The sequence below is a fragment of the Novilysobacter longmucuonensis genome, assembly GCF_046600735.1.
Classification (GTDB): domain Bacteria; phylum Pseudomonadota; class Gammaproteobacteria; order Xanthomonadales; family Xanthomonadaceae; genus Novilysobacter_A; species Novilysobacter_A longmucuonensis.
This window is the reverse complement of the sequence record NZ_JBJMAW010000029.1, coordinates 1-5,095: the sequence shown is the minus strand read 5'-3', so window position 1 is coordinate 5,095 and position 5,095 is coordinate 1. Positions and strand designations below refer to the sequence as shown.

Here is a 5,095-nt window from a genome sequence, read left to right as displayed (position 1 = left end):
GCCGGCGCCGGCGCCGGCGCCGACGCGCCGGCACCGTCGGCCGCGGCGACGTTCCATGACAGCGGCGGCAGCGCCGCGGTGCGCGCGCTGCCCGCACGCACGTCCCACCACGGCAGACGCATTCCGCCCAGCTCCACCTCGCCGGCGTGGCCCGGCACCAGCGAGAACCGGCGCGTCAGCTTCACCCGCGGGCGGCCGTTGACGAAACTCTCGTCGGCCTGCACCGGTTCGGCGAACACCTGCACGCCGTCGATCGCCGGCAACTGCAGCTCCGGCATCTGCGCGGCGGTGGCGCCATCGGCGGTAACCTCGATGGTCAGCGTGGCGGCGGCGCCGACGCGCAGGTCCTGCGGGGTGGACTGGTATCTTAATTGCAGGTCATGCAGCGGCAGCCACGGCTGCGCTGCGCCCGCCGGGACCGGACGCACCTGCAGGAAACGCGGCGGCGCCTGCGCCTGCAATGCATCGCCGCGGCCGCCGAAGAAGTCATCGAACATGCCCGCCGCACCGCGGCCCTCGAAGCTCGCGCCGGGGATCGTCAGGGTGCCGCTGCGTTCGGGAATCAGCTGGTAGCGTCGCTCCACGACGTTGTAGCGCCGCCCGCCGATCTGCCGGGTGTACTGCGCATCGTTGCCGACCCGCTGCAGCGAGGCGCCCTCGGGTGCGGGCTGGTCGATCTGGCCGGAGATCAGCGGCACTGCCGAGTACAGCCGCACCACCCAGCCGACCGCCTGCTGCACGTAGGGGTCGGCATCGTCGGCTTCGCTCTCGATGAACACCGCATCGCCCGCGCGCGCCGGGGTGCGCGTGGCCGCAGGGGCCACCACCAGCGACAGCGGCTGGGTGCGCTCGCCTCCGACATCGAGTGCGGGAATGGTCAGCACGCCCTGGCGCAGTGGCCGCAATGCCACGGCGTGCAGCGTGCGTTCGACCCGGCGGCCGTTGCTCAATTCGAGCTGGCGCCGGCTGGTATTGCCGGTGATGCGGAAGTCGCCGCGCAACGGCGTGTAGTCCGGTGCGCCGGAAAGCGCCGAGGTGGTTTCGACGTTGAGCGTGACCGTCTCGCCCAGCGCGATCCGGTCGCGGTCCAGCCAGGCGCGCGGCTGCGCCGATGCCTCCGCGCCGAAGCCCGACAACAGCAGCAGGACGCAGCACTGCAGTGCACGGATGACTGGGGACGGCGACATGGCGATCATTCTCCCGGGCCGCCGCGCAACTGGCGGCGCTCGTATTCGATGCGGAACTTCTCGCGCAGCAGGCCGCCCGGGTCATCGGGCACACGCTGCAGCCAGGCTTCGTTGGCGAGCCGGCTCTCACGCTCGGCTGCGGTTTCCGGTGGACGTGGCGGCGGTTCCGGCTCTGCCTGCTCTGACTGCCCGGCCTGCGCTTGCTCCTGCTGCAGCGCGCGCTGCATCGCTTCGCGTTGTGCGGCATCGGCCGCCTGCTGGGCTTCTGCGTCGGCAGGGTCGGCATCGGTGGCCGGGTCCGCCTCATCCCGCGGCGGCCCGGTCTGCTGCGGCGGTGCACCCTGCTGTGGCGGTGAGGGCTGGCCCCGGTCGCCCTCGCCTTCGCCCTCGCCCGGCTGCGGCTCGCCATCCTGGCCCGGCTCCGGTTGCGCGCCTGGGTCGGGCTGCTGGCCCTGCGGCGGCTGGCGCTTCATGGCGGCCTCGACCGCGCGCTTGTTGGCGAGCGCATCCGGCATGCCCGGCTCCCGCTCCAGTGCCCGCTCGTAGGCCTCGATCGCCTGCTGATAGTCACCGGCCCTGGCCAGCGCATTGCCCAGGTTGTACTGGCCGTCGGCGCTGTCGAGCCCGCGATACAGCTGCGCCGCGCGCTCATGGTCGCCCGCGCGATAGGCCTGCGCGCCGGCCTGCATGCGCTCGTGCGCGTGCTGGTCCGGCCGCTGCCAGAGGTGGGCGCTCGATCCAGCAGGGGCAGGGGCAGGCTCGGGCGCGGCGTGCAGCGACGTCGCCGGCAGCCACAGGCATACCGCGACCAAGGCGGCAGCGCCGTGCTGGCGGCGGAACGCCAGCAGCGCCAGCAACATCAGCGGCAACACCAACCAGTAGCCGTCGTCCTGCCAGGTGCGGCCCTGGCCATCCTGCGCAGTGGCCGCGTCGGCGGCGGCAGGATCGAGCACTCCGAGTGCATGCAGGTCGGTCCGGTCCGGCTGCAGTGCCGCGTACTGACCGCCACCACGTCCGGCCAGCGCGCGCAGCGCAGCGCCATCGAGCGCGGCATGGCCGATCGAGCCGTCACCGCGCCGGTACGCCGCACCGGCAGCGGTGCCGAGGCCGAGCGCAGAGACCCGGTACCCCTCGGCCGCGGCAGCCGCGGCAGCCTCCAGCGCGTCGGCATCGGCGTGACCGGTCATCAGCAGGATCCGGCCGCGATCGAAGCCGGCCTGACGCAACAAGCGGACCGCCCAGGCGATCGCGCGATCGCCGCGCTGGCCGTCAACCGGCATCACGTTGGGGTGCAGCGCATCCAGGAACAGCGCGACGTTGGCCGCGTCCTCAGTCAGCGGCGCCACCGTGAATGCATCGCCGGCGTAGACCACCAGGCCGACCTGGCCGCCCTGGCGCGCCTCCAGCAAGCTGGCGATCTTGGCGCGCGCCTGCGCCAGCCGTGATGGCGGCAGGTCGCCGGCGAGCGAGGCACTCGACAGGTCCAGCGCGATCACCAGCGGCGTGCGGGTCTGCCATAACGGCTGCTCGATCTGCCGCCAGCTCGGACCGGCCAGTGCCAGCACCGCCAGCAGGTAGCCGAGCACGCCCAGCCACAGTGCGGTGTTCCGGCGCGCTTCAATACGGCCGTCGATCAGATGCGGCAGCAGGTGCGGATCGACCGCCTGGCGCCACACGCTCGCGCGTCGCCGCCGCAGCTGCCACAGGCCGGCCAGCAACGGCAGCGCGAGCAAGGCCCACAACCAGTGCGGACGCAGCAGGTGCAAGGTCGCACTTGCCTGGACCACCGCGTCGAGTGCGGCGCCGAAACTCATGCGCGGCTCCTGCGCGGCAGCCCGAACGCGAACAGTGCCAGCAGCAGCGCCGCCGCGAGCGGCCACGGATAGCGTTCGATGCGCGGCCGCACCGCCTGGCCCGGCCGCTCGATCGGTTCGAGCCGGTCGATCTCGGCGTAGATGCCGGCCAGTTGCGCGGTGTCGCGCGCGCGGAAGAAGCGCCCGCCGGTCTGGGCGGCGATCTCGCGCAGGCTGGCTTCGTCGATCTGGTCGCCACCGCCCGGCATCGGCAGCTGGAAGCCGAACACCGACATCGCGCCGTCGCCACCGAAGGCGATGGTATGCACCCGCACGTTGGCATCGCGCGCCAGTTCGGCGGCCTTGAGCGGATCGAGTGCGCCGGCGGTGTTGACCCCATCGGTCAGCAGGATCAGCACATGCTGCTTGTCGCGCGGCTGGCTTTCGGACGGCGGGCTTTCGGATGCTCCACTCGCGGAGGGTGCCCGCCGCTGGCCTTGCGACTGGTTGCGCAGGCGCTTGACCGCAAGTCCGATGGCGTCGCCGATCGCGGTTTCCTGACCGGCCAGCCCGACCACGCTGTCATCGAGTTGCTCGCGCACCGACTGGCGATCGAGTGTCAGTGGCGCCAGTGCATAGGCGCGGCGGCCGAACACCAGCAGGCCGACGCGGTCGCCGGCGCGGCGCTCGAGGAAATCGGCGAGCACCGCCTTGGCCGCCGTCAGGCGATCCACCGGGCGCCCCCCGAGCTGCATGTCTGGCTCGCCCATGCTGCCGGAGAGATCCAGCGCGAGCATCAGGTCGCGGCCCACCTGCGGCGGCTGCACCGCCTCGCCCAGTTGCTGCGGGCGCGCCGCCGCCACGCACAGCAGCGCCCAGGCCAGCCACACCAGCAGCCCCGGGCTGACACCGCCAGTGCCACGGCCGCCGGCCTGCGCTACCGCTTCGACCCGGCTGCCATAGGGCACCTTCAGCGCCACCGAGGGCGAACGTGCGACCGGCAGCAGCCACCGCGCGAGCAACGGCAGCGGCAACGCCAGCAGCATCCAGGGCCAGGCGAACAGCCCGGAGATGCCGCCGTCGAACCAGGCGAGCGGCTCGTTGGCCAGCGCCGCGGCAATCACCGCGAACCCATCCAGTCGAGATAGCGCACGCGCGCGACCGCTTGCAGCGCGTCCACATCCCGCGTGTCGGTGTCGGGGCGGTAGCCGCCTTCCAGCAACAGCCGGCCCGCGCCATGGCGGAATGAATCGCAACCGGGCACCACCGGCTTGCCGCCATCGTCCAGGAAAGCCAGCCACACCTCGCCCTGCAGCTTGTCGGCCGCCGGATCGCGGCGACGGGCGGCGCGCCGCAGCAGCTCCGACATCACCGCGACGCGCTCGGACGGGGTCGGCGCGGCCACCACGGCGCGGTCGAACAGCGCCGCTATCGCGCGGCGCCGACGGCGGCGGCGCGCCGCCAGCCATGCCACGCCCAGGATCACCAGCAGTAATGCCGCCGCCAGCAGCCACCAGCCCGGTGCCGGCGGCCACCACGGCGGCGCCGGCGGCTGGTGGATGTCGCGCAGCACCAGCGAGGTCTGGGCGCCCGCGCCGAGCAACACGCCGGACATCGCTCAGGCCACCATGGGCCGCGCGCGGCCGAGCAGCGGCAGCCATGCATCGCTGGCAGCATCGCTGGACAGCGCCTGCACGCGCACGCCTCGCGACGGCAGCAGCTCCAGCGCGGCTGCCACCGGCGCGGAGAATTCTTCCCGCCAACGCGCGCGCTGGCGGGCGCTGGCGAGGTCGACCTCGACCCGCTGACCAGCGCTGCGGAATGGCAGGCCTGCGTGCGGTGGCGCGATCTCCAGCGGATCGGTCAGCAACAGCACGATCATCTCGTGATGCTGGGCCAGCGCCGGCCAGCGACGCTCCGGCACCGCGGCAAAGCCCTGCGGATCGGCCAGCACCACCAGCCGCGAGCCGGGACGCAGCAGCCGGGCGGCATGGTCGAGCGCAACGTCCAGCCCGGCATCGTCGTCCGGCGCCTGCCGATACCAGCGCACCAGCGCATCGAGCACCCGCAGCGCGCCGCGTGCCCCCGAGGCCGGCGTCACCGGCGGCTCGCGCC

At 73.2% G+C, this 5,095-nt stretch carries 4 protein-coding genes and 1 pseudogene; all 5 read right to left on the bottom strand.

The window, feature by feature from the left end; all coding sequences use genetic code 11:
• The coding region (locus tag ACJQWM_RS14145) for a BatD family protein (RefSeq protein ID WP_332707921.1) at positions 1 to 1,187 on the bottom strand (1,187 nt) is incomplete at its 3' end.
• Between the two features lie 5 nt (positions 1,188 to 1,192).
• Entirely contained in the window at positions 1,193 to 3,001 is a 1,809-nt protein-coding gene (locus ACJQWM_RS14140) for a VWA domain-containing protein (RefSeq protein ID WP_332707919.1), read from the bottom strand.
• On the bottom strand, positions 2,998 to 4,026 hold the full coding sequence (locus ACJQWM_RS14135; RefSeq protein ID WP_332707923.1) for a vWA domain-containing protein: 1,029 nt from the start codon (positions 4,024 to 4,026) through the stop codon (positions 2,998 to 3,000). The genes ACJQWM_RS14140 and ACJQWM_RS14135 overlap by 4 nt, the downstream gene beginning before the upstream one ends.
• 74 nt (positions 4,027 to 4,100) lie before the next feature.
• A complete protein-coding gene (locus ACJQWM_RS14130) occupies positions 4,101 to 4,595 on the bottom strand; it encodes a DUF4381 family protein (protein WP_332707915.1) in 495 nt (164 codons plus the stop codon).
• 3 nt (positions 4,596 to 4,598) lie between these two features.
• Positions 4,599 to 5,095: pseudogene (locus tag ACJQWM_RS14125) on the bottom strand (DUF58 domain-containing protein); the annotation flags it as partial.

Excerpts from the sequence above, each read along its gene's own strand:
- ACJQWM_RS14140 (WP_332707919.1), bottom strand. The coding sequence starts at position 3,001 with ATGAGTTTCGGCGCCGCACTCGACGCGGTGGTCCAGGCAAGTGCGACC.
- ACJQWM_RS14135 (WP_332707923.1), bottom strand. The coding sequence starts at position 4,026 with ATGCTGCTGGCGTTGCCGCTGCCGTTGCTCGCGCGGTGGCTGCTGCCG.
- ACJQWM_RS14130 (WP_332707915.1), bottom strand. The coding sequence starts at position 4,595 with ATGTCCGGCGTGTTGCTCGGCGCGGGCGCCCAGACCTCGCTGGTGCTG.